The sequence below is a fragment of the Variovorax sp. LjRoot84 genome (assembly GCF_964254305.1).
Classification (GTDB): Bacteria; Pseudomonadota; Gammaproteobacteria; order Burkholderiales; family Burkholderiaceae_C; genus Variovorax.
Genome location: NZ_CAXUTE020000001.1, coordinates 4,321,151 through 4,334,772, shown reverse-complemented (window position 1 = coordinate 4,334,772; position 13,622 = coordinate 4,321,151). Strand labels below are relative to the sequence as shown.

Sequence of the window (13,622 nt, the reverse complement as noted above, 5' to 3'; positions counted from 1 at the left end):
GTGGCAACGCGCCATCAGCAGTCGAAATGAAAGCAGCCGAGGAAGATGGCCGTGCCATGCCCGATGTCGCTCTGCCGGCAGAGTCCACGCGCGACATCCACCGCGGGCACCTGTTCCGCAAGTACCTGCTGCTGATCCTCTCCTTGGTCATGACTGTGCTGCTGGCGTCGGGCGCGATCAGTCTCTACTTTTCCTATCAGGAAAACAAGGCGGCGCTGGCCAGCCTGCAGCAAGTCAAGGCCGTCGGCGCGGCGTCGCGGATCGAGCAATACATCCAGCAGCTCACCGAACAGCTGAGCTTCGCGTCGGTTCCGCTGTTCGACGAAGCGGACCTGGAAGCGCGCCGCATCGAGTTCCTGCGGTTGCTGCGCCAGGTTCCCGAGGTGACCGACGTGGCGCAGCTCGATGGCAGCGGCCTCGAACGGGTTGCGGTGTCGCGCCTTGGCATGGACTCGGTGGGCTCCGGAAAGGATCGCTCGTCGGAAGCGCCGTTCCAGCATGCCCGGGCCGGCTCGCCCTGGTTCGGGCCGGTGTACTTCCACAAGGACACCGAGCCCTACATGACCGTGGCGATCCGGTCGGAAGGCGACAAGAGCGCCGTGACGGTGGCCGACCTCAATCTCAAGTTCATCTGGGACGTGATCTCGCGCATCAGCACCGACGACGCGGGCAAGGCCTACGTGGTGGACCGCAACGGCCTGCTCGTGGCGGACCCGGACATCGGCCTGGTGCTGCGCAAGACCAGCCTGGCGTCGTTGCCGCACGTCCGGGCGGCGGCGGCGGCGAAGGCGCCGGGCCCGCAGGCCATGGTGACGCACGACCTGCAGGGCGCGCAAGTGCTGGTTTCGGTGGCGCCAATCGAGCCGCTGGGCTGGAACGTGTTCGTCGAGCGGCCGATGGCCGAGGTGTATGCCAAGCTGAACGCCTCGATCCTGCGCACCGGCCTGCTGTTGCTGGCCGGCCTGATGGTCTCCGCCGTGGCTGCATGGGTGTTGGCGCGCAACATGGTGCGCCCGATCCGCACGCTCGCCGCGGGCGCGCGGCGCATCGGCGAGGGCGAACTGGACGCGCAGATCGTCGTCAAGACCGGCGACGAGCTGGAAGCCTTGGCCGATCAGTTCAACCGCATGTCGGCGCAGCTGCGCGAGTCGTACGGAGAGCTGGAGCGCAAGGTCGAACAGCGCACGGCGGAACTGACGGCGTCGCTCGAATTCCAGACCGCGGCGGCGGAAGTCCTGCGGGTGCTCAGCCACACGCCGTCGGATCTGCAACCGGCCTTGCAGGCGATCGCCGAGCGCTCCGTGCTGCGCTGCCGCGCCGATGCCAGCAAGATCTGGCTGCAGGAGGGCGATCACTTCCGGGCTGTCACCGGCTATCCGGTCAAGGGCGGTTCCGGGCCGGGCCGCGACGATGCCCTGCCGATGAGCGCCAGGTCGGTGGTCGGCCGGGCATTCGTCGAAGGCCGGACGGTGCATGTCGAGGATGTCGCCCAGTTGGTCGATTGGAGGCCCCCGGCATCGCGCAAGGCGCCGAAGCGCAACGACGTTCACACGGTGCTTGCCGTGCCGATGGTGCGCGAGGGCGCGTCGATCGGGATCATCGCCGTCCTTCGCAAGGAAGTGCAGCCCTTTTCGGATGCGGAAGTCCGCCTGGTCGAGACCTTTGCCGACCAGGCCGTGATCGCGATCCAGAACGCGCGGCTGTTCCGCGAGATCGAGAACAAGGGCCGCGAGCTCGAGGTGGCCAACCGCCACAAGTCGGAATTCCTGGCCAACATGTCGCACGAGCTGCGCACGCCCTTGAACGCCATCATCGGCTTCTCGGAGGTGCTGACCGAGCGGATGTTCGGCGAGGTCAACGACAAGCAGATGGAATACCTGCAGGACATCCATTCGTCCGGCCAGCACCTGCTGACGCTGATCAACGACGTGCTCGACCTGTCGAAGATCGAGGCGGGCCGGATGGAGCTGGACCTGAGCTGCATCGACCTCGGCCTGCTCATGGACGACGCACTGACCCTGGTGCGCGAGCGCGCGCAGCGCGACGGTGTGCTGATCTCCCTCGAGATCGGCGATGGACTGACGGAATGGGTGGCCGATGCCCGAAAGGTCAAACAGGTGGTCGTGAACCTGCTGTCGAATGCGGTGAAGTTCACGCCGGCCGGCGGCAGCGTGCGCCTCCGCGCCCGGCGCCTCGATGCGGCCGGCCAAAGCGTCGCCGAGGTCAGCGTGGCCGACACCGGCGTGGGCATCGCCCCGGAGGACCAGGCCCTGGTGTTCGACGAGTTCCGCCAGGCCGGCAGCGACGCTTTGCGCAGGGCGGAAGGCACCGGCCTGGGCCTGGCGCTGGCCAAGCGCTTCGTCGAACTCCACGGCGGAACGATCCGCGTCGAAAGCCGGCCCGGCGAAGGCGCGACCTTCAGCTTCCTGTTGCCGATGCAGGTTCCGGAGGCTGTGATATGAGACGCCGGGCCGCTCCCAAGTCGAATAGCACCGCAGCGCATGGCGCGGAGGTTATCGAATGAGCACCATCCTGATCATCGAAGACAACGAGATGAACATGAAGCTGATGCGCGACGTCCTGCAGCACGCGGGCCACGCCACGCTGGAGGCGAGGACCGGGGAGGCGGGCGTGCAGCTGGCCATCGACCACCCGCCCGACCTGATCCTGATGGACGTGCAGCTGCCGGGCATGGGCGGCATCGCCGCCCTGCGGAAGATTCGCGAGCAGCCGGCATTGCAGGCGGTGCCGGTCATCGCGGTGTCGGCCTCGGTCATGCCCGAAGACCATCGCAGCATCGTGAACTCGGGATTCGACGCCTTCATGACCAAGCCGATCGCCCTGAAGACCCTGCGCGCGACCGTCGATCGCTTCCTGAAACAGAAGGGACCGCGATGAGTGCCCACATCCTGGTCGTCGACGATGTCGAAAAGAACGTCAGACTGCTCGCCGACGTCCTGACGGCGCGCGGCTATCGAACGAGCACCGCGGCCTCCGGCGAGGAAGCGCTGGCACGCATCGCGGCCGACCTGCCCGACCTGGTCTTGCTGGACGTGATGATGCCGGGGATGAACGGCTACGACGTGTGCCGCGCGATCCGTGCCGATCCGGCTTGCGCGGTGCTGCCGGTGGTGCTGGTGACCGCGCTGGACCCGGAACACGAGCGCGTGAAGGGGCTGGAGGCGGGCGCGGACGACTTTCTGAGCAAGCCCATCCACCAGGCCGAGTTGATGGCGCGCGTGCGTTCGTTGCTGCGCGTCAAGGCCTTGTACGACGAGGTCCAGCGGCAGAGGGCCGAGCTGCAGGCCTGGAACCTCACGCTCGAACAGCGCGTGGCCGATGCCGTAGAGCAGCTCGAACGCGTCGGGCAGCTCAAGCGCTTCTTCTCGCCGCAACTGGCCCAGGCGATCCTGGCCGGCGGCGCCGACGATCCGCTCAAGAGCCATCGGCGCGAGATCACCGTCGTCTTTCTGGACCTGCGCGGCTTCACCGCCTTCACCGAGACGGCCGATCCCGAGGAGGTGATGGCCGTGCTGGGCCAATACCATGCGGCGATGGGCCGGCTGGTGCTGGCCCACGAGGGGACGCTGGAGCGCTTTTCCGGCGACGGCATGATGATCTTCTTCAACGATCCGCAGCCGGTGCCCGATGCGCCGGTGCGCGCGGTGCGAATGGCCGTCCGGATGCAGGAGGAGATGCGCCACCTCAGCGGCCAGTGGCTCCGGCGCGGCTACGACTTGCACATGGGCATCGGCATCGCCCAGGGCTTCGCGACGATCGGCAGCATCGGTTTCGAAGGGCGTATCGACTATGGAGCCATCGGAACCGTGACCAACCTGGCCGCACGGCTGTGCGGAGAAGCGGAGGGTGGCGAGATCCTGCTGTCGCAGCGCGTCCAGGCCGCCTTGCAGGAGGCGCGGCCGGAAGGCGAGTGGTCGATCCAGCAGGCCGGCGAACTGGCGCTCAAAGGCTTCCAGCGCAAGGTGCCCGTATGGCGCGTCGTGCCGGATTCCTGAACTGGGGCTGTTAGCGGGCCCCGCTACCAGGCGGCCGGCAGCTTGCGCAGGATCACCAGGCGGCCGTCGCGCTGGGTGACATAGCCGCCGGCGGTGAGTTCCTTCATGACCCGGTTCACCATCTCGCGCGAGGAGCCGATGCGATCGGCGATGTCCTGCTGCGTCAGCTTGTGGCGCAGCACGCGCTCCTCGCCGGCCGGCTCGGACAGCTCGATCAGCACCCGCACCATGCGACCGTAGACGTCCTGCAGCGCAATGCTGCGAACCTGCTCGGTCAGGCGCCGCACCATGCGGATCAGCTTGCGGGTCAGGTGCACCGCGAAGTCAGGGTGCTCCGCGAGGAACTGGCGCAACTCCGAACCCTGGACCACGCGGCAGCTGCACGCCGTGAGCGCCTTGATCGACGCCGAGCGCTTCTCGCCGTCGATCGAGAGTTCGCCGAAATATTCGCCGGGACCGTACTCGGCGAGCACCACCTCGCGGCCGTCCTCCGAACTGGCGTAGACCTTCACCCGTCCGCTCAGCAGGATGTAGAGCGAGTCGGTCGCGTCGCCCTCGTTGATCAGGATCGCGTGGGCCGCGAACGAGCGCGTCGACCCGTGCGGCGCGATGGCATCGAGCAGAGGCTGCGGCAGGCAGTCATTGGCGTCGGCGGAATTCATCGGTCACTCCGGGTGCTGCGCAGGGGCACGGCCAGGCGGCTGCATGGCGGCAAACGATTATCGGGCGCGCCGGCGCCTGTGACCAATGTCACATCCGCGCGGCGCACTGCGCACTCGTGACAAAGGGGGGCTTTGCCTAGATTAGAGGCCTACCAGAGAGAGCCCGCCATGACCTCCCTTTTCCCTCGCTCCCCCCTGCTGATCGCCCATTGCGTCGGCCTGCGCCTGATCGCGCTCGCCCAAGCCAAGGCCGACCCGCGCCTGGCGGTGTGGGCCTTCGTCGTGGTGCTGTTCGGGATGCTGACGGCCTGTGCCGGCTTGCCGAGCGGCGTGCAGCGCCCGAACTCGCAAGCCCGCATCGACGTGGCCGACACCCGCCTCGCCGCGGTGGCCGCCGCATCGATGCCGGCCGGCAACGGGCAGCTGTCGGGCATGCGCCTGCTGCCCGCCGGCGACCAGGCTTTCGAGGCCCGCCTCGCGCTGGCCCGTGGCGCCGAGAAGAGCGTCGACGCGCAGTACTACCAGATCGCCGACGACCTGTCCGGGCGGCAGTTCCTGCGTGCGCTGGCCGACGCCGCCGCCCGCGGCGTGCGCGTGCGCCTCCTGGTGGACGACCTGCACGCAGCCGGCCAGGACGCGCTGCTGGCCGGCCTGGCCGCCCGCCCGAACCTCGAAGTGCGCATGTTCAACCCCTTGGCGGTGCGCGACGGCAGTGTCGCCTCGCGCGTGCTGTTCTCGCTGCACGAGTTCTCGCGCGTCAACCGGCGCATGCACAACAAGCTGTTGGTCGCCGACAACGTGTTCGCGATCACCGGCGGCCGCAACATCGCCAACGAGTACTTCGGCCGCAGCGAGCCCGCCAACTTCATCGACATGGACATGTTCGCGGCCGGATCGGTGGTGCGTGAGCTGTCGGCGGTGTTCGACGGCTACTGGAACAGCGAGCACGCCTATCCGATCCAGAGCCTCGCGGCACCGGAGTTCTCGTCGGAAGCCGCCCGGCGCCAGTTCGACGACACCGTGCGTGCAGCCGGCGCCGCCGACCTGACGGTGGCGGCGCGCGACCCGCTCGGCCAGAGCAGCGTCGGCTCGCAGCTGGCCAATGGGCGCCTCGAACTGCACATCGCCGCCGCCCGCGTGATCGCCGATGTGCCGGCCAAGGCCGCGGCGGGCGATGCGTCGCTCGCCTACGGCGCCGTCATGAACGGCAAGCTCGAGCTGATGCAGTCGGCGCGTTCCGAGGTGCTCGTCGCCTCGCCCTACTTCGTTCCGGGTCGGCGCACGATGGAGATCCTCAAGCAGGCCACCGACAATCGGGTGCGCGTGTCGGTCATCACCAACTCGCTGGCCACGACGGACGAGCCGCTGGTGCACTTCGGCTACGCGCGCTACCGCGGCGCCTTGCTGCAGATGGGCGTCTCGCTGTTCGAGCTGATGCCCGGTGCCGAGACGCGGGACAGCGCCGCCGGCGAACTGCGCGGCTCGCTCGGCCGCCTGCATGCCAAGGTGGCGGTGGTGGACCAGCGCTGGCTCTACATCGGCTCGCTGAACATGGACCGCCGCTCGGCCCACTCCAACACCGAGATGGGGCTGATCGTCGACAGCCCGGAGCTGGCCGGCCAGGTGGCGAGCCTGCTGCAAGGTGAACGGCTGCCCAGGAGCTACCAGGTTCGCAGCACCGCCGACCAGCCGGGACTCCAGTGGGTCGCGCAGGACGGACAGGACAAGGTCGTGTTCGCAGACGAGCCGAACTCGAACTGGGGAATGCGGCTGCGCTTGTCGGTGGTGTCCATGTTCGTGGACGAAGAGCTTCTCTGAAGACGACGGCGGCGCCTCAGCGGCGCCGCTGTTCTCAGTTCTCGCCGTAGGTGGCTGCGCCGTTGGCCGCAATGGCCCGTGCGCCCGCGCGGACCGTGGCGCGGTCGGCCACGCTGATGGGAGCCCGCACGCCGGTGCCGCCATTGCTGATCTGGACGGGGGTTCTGGCCTGCGCCTGGACCGCGGCCCGCGTCATCGTCGACTGGAAGGGCGGTGGCGGCAGGGGGTTCTGCTCGCCCTGGAAGGCTTGCGCAGCAAAGGCTGCGAGGCTGCCAAGGGCGGCGATGGCGATGAGCTTCGTATTCATGGCGGGACTCCAAAAAAAGGTGGGTCGGGCCGCCTGGAAATGCTGCTGCATCGCCGGCGGCTGCCAGATATACGCCGCCGTGCACGCATTGGATTCATGCGGGGCGCACCCGCTCGGGCTCAGTTCAGCAGGTCGCTGAGCGTGCGCGCGATCACCTTGGTCGCGCGCCGCAGGTCTTCGAGCACCACGCGCTCGTCGTTGCGCTTGGCGTGCGATTCGAGCACGGTGCGCGGTCCGGCGCCGTAGATCACGCCCGGGATGCCGGCTTCGCCGTAGAGCCGCACGTCGGTATAGAGCGGCGTGCCCATGGCCTTGATCGGCTCGCCGAAGATCTCCTGGCCGTGCTTCTGGATCGCCTCGACCAGCGGCTTGTTGCCGGGCAGCGGCTTCATCGAATTGGCCAGCAGCAGGCGCTTGATCTCGACCGTGATGCCGGGCAGCGCTTCCGCCGCGTCGGCGATCACCTTTCGGATCGTGGCCTCGACCTCGACCGGGTTCTCTTCCGGGATCATGCGGCGATCCAGCTTGAAGACCACCTTGCCGGGCACGACATTGGTGTTGGTGCCGCCCTCGATGCGGCCGACGTTGAGATACGGGTGCGTGATGCCCTCGACCTTGGACGTGACCTGCCGGTAGAGCGTGTTCTGCGCATAGAGCGCGTTCAGGATCTGCACCGCGCCCTGCAGCGCGTCGACGCCGGTCGTCGGGATCGCGGCATGCGCCATCTTGCCGTGCACCGTGACTTCCATCTGCAGGCAGCCGTTGTGCGCCGTCACCACCTCGTAGCTGAAGCCGGCCGCGATCATCAGGTCGGGCTTGGTGAGGCCGTTCTTGAGCAGCCAGCCCGGGCCCAGGATGCCGCCGAATTCCTCGTCGTAGGTGAAGTGCAGTTCGACGCTGCCGCGCGCCGGCCTGGCCACCGCTTCGAGCGCGCGCAGCGCAAAGGTGAAGCTCGCGAAGTCGCTCTTGCTGACCGCGGCGGCGCGGCCGTAGAGGCTGCCGTTCTCGATCTCGCCGCCGTAGGGGTCGTGCGTCCAGCCTTCGCCGGGCGGCACCACGTCGCCGTGGGCATTCAATGCCACGGTGCGGCCCTCGCTTCCGTACTTGCGCCGCACGATCAGGTTGGTGATCGATTCGAGGCCGTAGTCCTTCACCTCCTGCTCGGGCACGGCATGCTTCTCGGCCTCGAAGCCGAAGTCCTTCAGCAGCTCGGCCGTGCGTTCGGCGTGCGGGGCGTTGTTGCCCGGGGGCGTGTCGGTGGGCACGCGCACCAGCTGTTGCAGGAACTGCACTTCCTCGTCGAAGTGGGCGTCGATCCAGGCGTCGAGTTTGTTGTAGTCGGTCATGAGGGTGCTTGTTCGGTGGCGAGGTTGTTCAGCAGCAGCTGGAAGGCTTCCACCGCCAGCTGCATGTCGTCATTGGTGCTCGATTCGAGCGGGTTGTGGCTGATGCCGGAGTTGATGCCGCGCACGAAGAGCATGGCCTGCGGCATCACCTCGTGCAGCTTCATCGCGTCGTGGCCGGCGCCGCTGGGCATGCGGAACAGCGGTACGCCGAGCGTGTCCACCGCCTTCTCCCAGCGCTGCTGCCATTCGGGCGCGCTCGGCGCGGCCGAGGCCCGCATGCTTTCTTCCAGGGTGTAGCGCACGCCGCGGCGCTCGCAGATGGCCTTGAGCTCGGCCAGCACATCGGCCGTCAGCGCGTCGCGCTGCGGGTTGTTGGGTGCGCGCATATCCAGGCTGAACTTGCAGAGGCCGGGCACCACGTTGATCGAGCCGCTCGGCACTTCGAGCATGCCGACGGTGGCGACCGAGTCGCCGTCCCTCGCGGCGCGCTGCTCGGCGAAGAGGATCAGCTCGGCCACCGCGGCGGCGGCATCGCGGCGGCGGTCCATCGGCGTGGTGCCGGCGTGGCTGGCCATACCGATCACCTCGCCCACGTAGCGCACGCCGCCGTTGATCGAGGTCACGATGCCGAGCGGGATGTCGAGCTCGTTGAGCACCGGGCCCTGCTCGATGTGCACTTCGATGAAGCCGAGGTACTTGGCCGGATCGCGCTGCAGCTTGGCGATGTCTTCTTCCTTGAGGCCGGCGATCTGCCGTGCCTCGCGCATGGTGATGCCGTCGGCGTCCTTCTGGTCCAGCCACTTGGGATCGAAATGGCCGATCAGCGCGCCCGAGCCCAGGAAGGTGGCCTTGTAGCGCTGGCCTTCCTCTTCGGCAAAGCCCACCACCTCGAAGGCAAAGGGCAGGCGGCGGTTCTGGCGCTTGAGCTCACGCACGCAAGCCATGGGCACGAAGATGCCCAGCCGCCCGTCGTACTTGCCGCCATTGCGCACGGTGTCGTAGTGCGAGCCGGTGAGCAGCGTCTTGGCGCCGGGCGTGGCGCCCTCGTAGCGGCCGACCACGTTGCCGACGGCATCGATGTTCACAGTGTCGAAGCCCGCTTCGCGCATCCCGTCGGCGATCTGCCGCGCGCAGGCGCGGTGTGCCTCGGTCAGGTAGGTCACGGTGAGCTGGCCCTTTTCGGCGTAGCCCGGGTCGGTGTGCACCGAGAGTTGTTCCTGCCAGTCCCACACCTCGTTGCCGAGCGCGGGCAGGGCGCCGAACTTGTCGTCGAGACGGATCTCGGCGATGCGGTGGATGTTGCGCAGCGCCTCGCCCAGCTCGAAGCCCGGATGGTTGTGCAGACGGCGCTCGAAGGTGTCGATGATCTCGCGCTTGCTCAAACCGGTGCCGCGCGGCCCGCGCACCGCGAGGATGAAGGGGAAGCCGAACTTCGCGTTGTAGTCGGCGTTGAGCTGCTGGATCTTCGCGAACTCCTCGGGCGTGCAATCGGTCAGGCCGGCCTTGCCCTGCTCGTTGGTGGATTCGGCGGTGAGCGTCTTGCTGACCATGGCCTTGCCCGCGAGCTCGGGATGGGCGCGGATCAGGCCCAGCTGCTCGTCGGCGGAGGCGCCGGCGACGACCTGCACCAGCGCGTGCTTGAGGTGCGCGAGCGAGCGGAAGGGGCGGGCGGCGGCGGCACGTTTCGCGATCCACGGCGAATGCTCGTAGGTGCCGGCCAGCAGCGCCGCGACTTCGTCCGGCGTGGCGGTGTTCAGTTGTTCGATGGTCAATTTCATGTCAGTGACTCCATGGCGAAGGCATGAAAGCAGCGGCCGGCAAAGCCAGGCCCGTTCGGGGGACACCGCGGAACCGGCTTTGCCGGGCCGCTGGTGTCGCCCCCGGTGAGGGGGTTGGCGGCCACACGAAGTGGGCAAGCCTGGGGGAGAGCTTCATGCATAGGGGTGCGTCGCCTTCCAGTGGCGCGCGATGTCGAGGCGGCGGCACACCCACACGCTGTCGTGCTTCGCGATGTGGTCCAGGAAGCGCTGCAGCGCCGTGATGCGGCCGGGGCGGCCGAGCAGGCGGCAGTGCATGCCGATGCTCATCATCTTCGGCGCCTCCTCGCCCTCGGCGTAGAGCGCGTCGAAGCTGTCCTTCATGTACTGGAAGAAGGGGTCGGCGTGCGAGTAGCCTTGCGGCAGCGCGAAGCGCATGTCGTTGCAGTCCAGCGTGTAGGGCACGATGAGCTGCGGCACGACGTTGCCGTCGGTCTTCTGCACCTTCATCCAGAAGGGCAGGTCGTCGCCGTAGTAGTCGCTGTCGTATTCGAAGCCGCCATAGTCGGCGACCAGGCGGCGCGTGCGCGGGCTGTCGCGGCCGGTGTACCAGCCGAGCGCGCGCTCGCCGGTGAGCTTCTGGATCGCTTCCATGCCCAGGCGCATGTGCTCGCGCTCGGTGGCCTCGTCGAGGTTCTGGTAGTGGATCCAGCGCCAGCCGTGGCAGGCGATCTCGTGGCCCAGTTCCTTGAAGGCGGCCGCGACCTCAGGGTAGCGCTCGAGCGCCATGCCGACGCCGAACACGGTGAGCGGCAGGCCGCGCTTCTCGAACTCGCGCAGGATGCGCCAGACGCCCGCGCGCGAGCCGTATTCGTAGATGCCCTCCATGCTGATGTGCCGGTCGGGGAAGCTCGCCGGGTTGAACATCTCGGAGAGAAATTGCTCGGAACCCGCGTCGCCATGCAGCACGCAGTTCTCGCCGCCTTCCTCGTAGTTGAGGACGAACTGCACCGCGATGCGCGCGCGGCCGGGCCATTGCGCATGGGGCGGGTTGCGGCCGTAGCCGACCAGGTCGCGCGGGTAGGGCAGGGTGGTGTCGTAAGTGCTCATGCGCTTCAGGCTAATGCGAGGCTGATGTCGTGGGTGGGGACCTTGCGGTCGAAAACGAGGTTGGCCTCGACGTTCAGCAGGTGCTCGGTCATGAGCTGCACCGCGAGCTCTTCGTCCTTGGCGGCCAGCGCCTTCACGATGTCGGCATGCTCGTCGTTCGAGTGCTCGGCCGCGCTCGCGCTCTGGTACATCAGCGTGATGAGGGCGCAGCGCGAGATCAGCTCGCCGAGAATCTGCGCCAGCACCGCATTGCCCATGAGCTCCGCCATGCGCACGTGGAAGTCGCCGAGCAGCTCGGTGCGGCCCGAAACGTCTTCGCCCGAGACCGCGGCTTTCTCGAGCGCCACATGCTCCCTGAGCGCCTTGATCTTGGCCGGTGTCACGCTGCGCACGAAGGCGCGCGTCATCTCGGCTTCCAGCATGCGGCGCACCGCGAAGACCTGCTTCGCCTCGTCGACCGCCGGCGCCGCGACGAAGGCGCCGCGCGCGGGCTCGAGCCGGATCAGCTTGTTCTGCGACAACTGGAACAGCGCCTGGCGCACCAGCGTGCGCGAGACGCCGAAGTGGTCGGCCAGCTTCTGTTCCGCCAGCTTGCTGCCGGGCTGCAGCCGGTGTTCCACAATGGCTTTGGTGAGTGCGTCGACGATGGCGCGGGTGGTGGTCGAGTCCATGTTTTTCATGATAGACCCAAAGCCGAGAACTGTATACACTTTTGTCGACCGGAATTTCCCGAATGCCTTGAAGGAGCACAACCATGGGCTTGAGCACCCACGTACTGGACACCATGCACGGCGGCCCCGCGGCCGGCATGGAGGTCGCGCTGTTCACCACCGACGGCGAGCAGGCGACGCTCGTCAAGCGCTTCACGCTCAATTCGGATGGCCGCAGCGACGCACCGCTCTACGACAACAGCACGCTGAAGGTCGGCACCTACCGGCTGGTGTTCGACGTGGCGGGGTACTTCAAGGCCAAGGGTGTGAAGCTGCCCGAGCCCAACTTCCTCAATCGCGTGTCGCTGGATTTCGGCGTGGCCCACACCGACCAGCACTACCACGTGCCGCTGCTGGTGAGCCCTTGGAGCTACTCCACCTACCGCGGATCTTGAAACGAAGAGAGCTGGCCTTCGGTCAACGTATCGAGCTGGAAATGCCCACCCTTGTCCCACAGCCAGGTGTCGGTCCAGACCAGCTTGCCGATGCGGCTGGCGGCCGGGTAGGGCGAGGCTTCGAGCACGGTGCGCTCGATCTCCGCGATCACTTCGGGCGCGTGCTTCGGCGCGCGCATCCAGTGCATCGAGACGACCTTGCCGTTGGCGTCGAGGCTGACCTGCAGCGTGCCGACCGCATAGAGCAGCGGCGGCAGCTTGCCGCTGTAGATGCGTGCGCCGTTGCGCGCATAGATGTGGCGCGCGGCGTCCTGGCGGTACTCGCGGGCGTTGGCTGCGTTCGACGGCCTAGGCATCGCGTGGGCCGTCGAGCCATCGGGAACGGCGCGGGTCAATTGGCCGGGCACCGTCGAAGTGATCGGTGCCGTGGGGCTGGGCGTGCCGCAGCCGGCCAGGCCGAGTGCGGTCGTCAGGGTGGCCGCGAGGGCGCGGCGCAGCGGCGTGAAAAGTTGCAGATCCATCGGTGGATTTATACCTTGCGCACAAGGCGCTCCCACTACAGAGGGTATCGCTCATGAACGGCATGGTCGACGAACTGCTCGCACGGCTCGCGCGCGAAGAGGGCGTGCTGGTGCGCGTCGAGAAGACGCAGGGCTCGGCGCCGCGCGAAGCCGGCACCTGGATGGCGGTCTGGGCCGAGGGACTCACGGCCACCATCGGCGGCGGCCAGCTCGAGTTCCAGGCCACCGAGGAAGCGCGCTCCTGGCTTGCCGGCGGCGCGGCCATCGAAGGCGTGCGGCGCTATCCGCTGGGCCCGAGCCTGGGCCAGTGCTGCGGCGGCGTGGTGTTCCTCTCGTTCCGCCGCATCGCGGCATCGGACGCGAAGGCGCTGCAGGGCGAGCTGCTCGCGCACCTGGAGCCGGTGGCGCTCTTCGGCGGCGGCCACGTGGGGGCGGCGCTGGCGCGGCTGCTGTCGACCCTGCCCTTCACCGTGCGCTGGATCGACAGCCGCGACGGCGTGTTCCCCGATGCGCTGCCGGCGCAGATCGAGACCGAGCATTCGGAGCCGGTGCAGGACGCGGTGGCGCAGCTCGCGCCGGGTTCGCGGGTGCTGATCATGAGCTTCAGCCATGCCGAGGACCTGGACATCGTGATCGCCTGCTTGAAGCGCCTGCGCGCGCGCAACGACCTGCCTTACGTCGGCCTGATCGGCAGCAAGACCAAGTGGGCGACCTTCAGCCATCGGCTGGAGGCGAGGGGCTTCACGGCCGACGAGCTGGCGCGCATCACCTGCCCGATCGGCGTGCCGGGCATCACGGGCAAGGAGCCGGAAGTCATTGCCGTGGCAGTGGCGGCACAGTTGTTGCAATCGCTGAGCTAGGGTTTTCCAGCACGGCTGTGTGAAGAAAACCCTCGAACTCCAGCTAAAAAGTGTATACACTCCAGTCCACAAGCCGCAGCGGAGCGAGGCCCCCACGAGGGTCTGCGTTCGCGGCACTCT

At 67.8% G+C, this 13,622-nt stretch carries 13 protein-coding genes; 6 read left to right on the top strand and 7 right to left on the bottom strand.

Annotated features, from left to right (window positions below; translation table 11 throughout):
- Positions 1-56: 56 nt before the first annotated feature.
- The 3 genes from ACSQ9I_RS21580 to ACSQ9I_RS21570 are packed head-to-tail and all read left to right on the top strand — an operon-like array spanning position 57 to position 4,016.
- The gene (locus ACSQ9I_RS21580) at positions 57-2,462 is read left to right on the top strand and encodes an ATP-binding protein (protein ID WP_436314399.1); all 2,406 of its coding nucleotides are present in this window, start codon (positions 57-59) and stop codon (positions 2,460-2,462) included.
- 58 nt (positions 2,463-2,520) lie between these two features.
- A complete protein-coding gene (locus tag ACSQ9I_RS21575; RefSeq protein ID WP_436314398.1) occupies positions 2,521-2,898 on the top strand; it encodes a response regulator in 378 nt (125 codons plus the stop codon).
- Positions 2,895-4,016 (top strand): response regulator, encoded by a 1,122-nt coding sequence (locus tag ACSQ9I_RS21570; protein ID WP_436290901.1) that lies wholly within the window; start codon positions 2,895-2,897, stop codon positions 4,014-4,016. The genes ACSQ9I_RS21575 and ACSQ9I_RS21570 overlap by 4 nt, the downstream gene beginning before the upstream one ends.
- A 23-nt stretch (positions 4,017-4,039) precedes the next feature.
- Here ACSQ9I_RS21570 and ACSQ9I_RS21565 read toward each other — a convergent pair whose 3' ends face one another.
- Positions 4,040-4,678 carry a Crp/Fnr family transcriptional regulator gene (locus ACSQ9I_RS21565; protein WP_436314397.1) on the bottom strand — a complete coding sequence of 213 codons (639 nt, stop codon included), beginning with the start codon at positions 4,676-4,678 and terminating at the stop codon, positions 4,040-4,042.
- A 168-nt stretch (positions 4,679-4,846) separates the two neighbouring features.
- Between ACSQ9I_RS21565 and ACSQ9I_RS21560 the strand changes: the two genes are divergently transcribed.
- Positions 4,847-6,496 carry a phospholipase D-like domain-containing protein gene (locus tag ACSQ9I_RS21560; RefSeq protein WP_436314396.1) on the top strand — a complete coding sequence of 550 codons (1,650 nt, stop codon included), beginning with the start codon at positions 4,847-4,849 and terminating at the stop codon, positions 6,494-6,496.
- 34 nt (positions 6,497-6,530) lie between these two features.
- Here the strand turns inward: ACSQ9I_RS21560 and ACSQ9I_RS21555 are convergent, their stop codons facing one another.
- The 5 genes from ACSQ9I_RS21555 to ACSQ9I_RS21535 all read right to left on the bottom strand — a co-directional run bounded on the left by ACSQ9I_RS21555 (position 6,531) and on the right by ACSQ9I_RS21535 (position 11,696).
- Complete coding sequence (locus tag ACSQ9I_RS21555) at positions 6,531-6,803, bottom strand: DUF4148 domain-containing protein (protein ID WP_093102851.1); 273 nt, start codon at positions 6,801-6,803, stop codon at positions 6,531-6,533.
- A gap of 119 nt (positions 6,804-6,922) precedes the next feature.
- Positions 6,923-8,149, bottom strand: coding sequence for a M20 family metallopeptidase (locus ACSQ9I_RS21550; protein ID WP_436314395.1), 1,227 nt, complete (start codon positions 8,147-8,149; stop codon positions 6,923-6,925).
- Entirely contained in the window at positions 8,146-9,927 is a 1,782-nt protein-coding gene (gene uraD, locus ACSQ9I_RS21545; RefSeq protein WP_436314394.1) for a 2-oxo-4-hydroxy-4-carboxy-5-ureidoimidazoline decarboxylase, read from the bottom strand. Before uraD ends, ACSQ9I_RS21550 begins: the two co-directional genes overlap by 4 nt.
- A 153-nt stretch (positions 9,928-10,080) precedes the next feature.
- Positions 10,081-11,016, bottom strand: a complete 936-nt coding sequence (gene puuE / locus ACSQ9I_RS21540) for an allantoinase PuuE (protein ID WP_436314393.1) — start codon at positions 11,014-11,016, stop codon at positions 10,081-10,083.
- 5 nt (positions 11,017-11,021) lie between these two features.
- Positions 11,022-11,696, bottom strand: coding sequence for a GntR family transcriptional regulator (locus ACSQ9I_RS21535; protein WP_093102858.1), 675 nt, complete (start codon positions 11,694-11,696; stop codon positions 11,022-11,024).
- A gap of 74 nt (positions 11,697-11,770) precedes the next feature.
- Here ACSQ9I_RS21535 and uraH point away from each other — a divergent pair, with 74 nt between their 5' ends.
- Complete coding sequence (uraH, locus tag ACSQ9I_RS21530; protein ID WP_093102860.1) at positions 11,771-12,121, top strand: hydroxyisourate hydrolase; 351 nt, start codon at positions 11,771-11,773, stop codon at positions 12,119-12,121.
- Here the strand turns inward: uraH and ACSQ9I_RS21525 are convergent.
- A complete protein-coding gene (locus ACSQ9I_RS21525) occupies positions 12,106-12,642 on the bottom strand; it encodes a hypothetical protein (RefSeq protein ID WP_093102861.1) in 537 nt (178 codons plus the stop codon). The genes uraH and ACSQ9I_RS21525 overlap by 16 nt on opposite strands.
- A gap of 53 nt (positions 12,643-12,695) precedes the next feature.
- On the opposite strand from ACSQ9I_RS21525, the gene xdhC reads away from it, so the two are divergent.
- Positions 12,696-13,502: a xanthine dehydrogenase accessory protein XdhC gene (gene xdhC / locus ACSQ9I_RS21520; RefSeq protein ID WP_436314392.1), complete on the top strand. Its 807-nt coding sequence runs from the start codon at positions 12,696-12,698 to the stop codon at positions 13,500-13,502.
- Positions 13,503-13,622 lie beyond the last annotated feature (120 nt).

Coding starts and splice junctions, on each gene's coding strand:
- ACSQ9I_RS21580 (WP_436314399.1), top strand. CDS start 57: ATGCCCGATGTCGCTCTGCCGGCAGAGTCCACGCGCGACATCCACCGC.
- ACSQ9I_RS21575 (WP_436314398.1), top strand. CDS start 2,521: ATGAGCACCATCCTGATCATCGAAGACAACGAGATGAACATGAAGCTG.
- ACSQ9I_RS21570 (WP_436290901.1), top strand. CDS start 2,895: ATGAGTGCCCACATCCTGGTCGTCGACGATGTCGAAAAGAACGTCAGA.
- ACSQ9I_RS21565 (WP_436314397.1), bottom strand. CDS start 4,678: ATGAATTCCGCCGACGCCAATGACTGCCTGCCGCAGCCTCTGCTCGAT.
- ACSQ9I_RS21560 (WP_436314396.1), top strand. CDS start 4,847: ATGACCTCCCTTTTCCCTCGCTCCCCCCTGCTGATCGCCCATTGCGTC.
- ACSQ9I_RS21555 (WP_093102851.1), bottom strand. CDS start 6,803: ATGAATACGAAGCTCATCGCCATCGCCGCCCTTGGCAGCCTCGCAGCC.
- ACSQ9I_RS21550 (WP_436314395.1), bottom strand. CDS start 8,149: ATGACCGACTACAACAAACTCGACGCCTGGATCGACGCCCACTTCGAC.
- uraD (WP_436314394.1), bottom strand. CDS start 9,927: ATGAAATTGACCATCGAACAACTGAACACCGCCACGCCGGACGAAGTC.
- puuE (WP_436314393.1), bottom strand. CDS start 11,016: ATGAGCACTTACGACACCACCCTGCCCTACCCGCGCGACCTGGTCGGC.
- ACSQ9I_RS21535 (WP_093102858.1), bottom strand. CDS start 11,696: ATGAAAAACATGGACTCGACCACCACCCGCGCCATCGTCGACGCACTC.
- uraH (WP_093102860.1), top strand. CDS start 11,771: ATGGGCTTGAGCACCCACGTACTGGACACCATGCACGGCGGCCCCGCG.
- ACSQ9I_RS21525 (WP_093102861.1), bottom strand. CDS start 12,642: ATGGATCTGCAACTTTTCACGCCGCTGCGCCGCGCCCTCGCGGCCACC.
- xdhC (WP_436314392.1), top strand. CDS start 12,696: ATGAACGGCATGGTCGACGAACTGCTCGCACGGCTCGCGCGCGAAGAG.